General features: G+C 46.2%; 3 protein-coding genes. All 3 read left to right on the forward strand.

Annotation, left to right across the window (positions count from 1 at the left end):
* A partial coding sequence (locus tag E2K52_RS14365; protein WP_151205676.1) for an efflux RND transporter permease subunit occupies positions 1–587 on the forward strand: 587 nt, incomplete at its 5' end.
* 131 nt (positions 588–718) lie between these two features.
* Positions 719–1,096, forward strand: a complete 378-nt coding sequence (locus E2K52_RS14370) for a hypothetical protein (protein ID WP_151205677.1) — start codon at positions 719–721, stop codon at positions 1,094–1,096.
* Between the two features lie 102 nt (positions 1,097–1,198).
* The coding region (locus E2K52_RS14375) for a DnaJ domain-containing protein (RefSeq protein ID WP_151205678.1) at positions 1,199–1,464 on the forward strand (266 nt) is incomplete at its 3' end.

Raw genomic sequence — 1,464 nt, forward strand, 5'->3', positions numbered from 1 at the left:
AGCTGCAAGATGAGCTGGACCAAATCCGTACTGAGCTGCCGAGTGGTTATCTGCTGGAGGTAGGGGGGACTGTGGAAGAGTCTGCCCGTGGCCAGCGTTCGGTCAATGCCGGTATGCCGTTATTTTTAGCTGTGGTTATGACCCTGCTGATGATTCAGCTCAAGAGTATTTCCCGGGCCGTGATTGTGTTTTTAACCGCACCACTGGGGCTGATTGGTGTGGTCTTATTCCTGTTAATTTTCAATAAACCTTTCGGCTTTGTTGCCATGCTCGGCACGATCGCGCTGTCGGGCATGATCATGCGGAACTCACTCATCCTGATTGACCAGATTGAACAGGATATTCGGGCCGGGGAATCGCAGTGGGATGCCATTATCAATGCCACGGTGCGCCGTTGCCGGCCTATTGTGCTGACTGCTTTGGCTGCAGTTCTCGCCATGATTCCCTTATCCCGGAGTATCTTTTTTGGACCGATGGCCGTTGCCATCATGGGAGGATTGATTGTAGCGACTTTATTGACGCTCTTTTTCCTGCCTGCCTTATATGCGCAGTGGTTTAAAGTAAGAAAAAGTGTAGATTCTGTTTAAATTTGTCATAATTTTAGGTGCGAAATATTGAAAATTTCAATATAGTAGGGTCTGCTATTTTTAATAATTCGAACAAGATACGCTGCTGTAAATTTGGCGCTGTGCTGAACAGCACACTAAGGTTGAAAAACATGAATTCAGACACTCTTACCAAGATGCGACGTTCCCTGGGGATGGCTTATGTGTTCATGTTTTTAGCCTTGTTTACGGTGGTCAGTGGTTTATTGGCCTACTGGCTGGCACGTAAAGTCAGCCAGCTGGATTATGCCGAAGTTTGGTTACAGGCACAGGCTTTGTGGATCATGCGCAATATCGTGATTTATCTCGTTCTGGCAGCCTTTGCAGCACTGTGGTTTATTCCTCTGTTTTTCTTTGCCTGGGACAGTCAGCTTTGGGTAAAAGCCTGTACGGTAACCGGTGTCATCTTCAGCTTTATTGCCTTTATTTTCCTGATCAATGCTTGGTTTAAAGGCATTCATAAATTTACGCAAAGCAAAGCTGTTTTCTAAAATCTACATTTTTTTCAGTATTCCCCTTGTAAAACTTGGTTTGACCCCAATTTCAGACCACAGTTGAGTATGAAATAAATTCCGTGAGGAGCATCGCCAGACATGGCTAAACGTGATTATTATGAGGTTTTGGGTATCGCTAAAACCGCTAGTGATGATGAAATTAAAAAAGCCTACCGTAAGTTGGCGATGAAATATCATCCAGACCGTAACCCGGACAACCCTGAAGCTGAAGAGAAGTTTAAAGAAGCTGCGGAAGCCTATGAAGTGCTGTCCGACAGTGAAAAACGCAGCATGTATGACCGCATGGGCCATCAGGCCTTTGAAGGTGGTATGGGGGGCGGCGCAGGCGGCTTTGGCGGATTCAG

The organism is Acinetobacter sp. RF14B, assembly GCF_006864105.1.
In the GTDB taxonomy this organism is placed as follows: Bacteria; Pseudomonadota; Gammaproteobacteria; order Pseudomonadales; family Moraxellaceae; genus Acinetobacter; species Acinetobacter lwoffii_C.

What these genes read in the sequence shown, in the direction of transcription:
- E2K52_RS14370 (WP_151205677.1), top strand. Translation starts at nt 719, where the DNA reads ATGAATTCAGACACTCTTACCAAGATGCGACGTTCCCTGGGGATGGCT.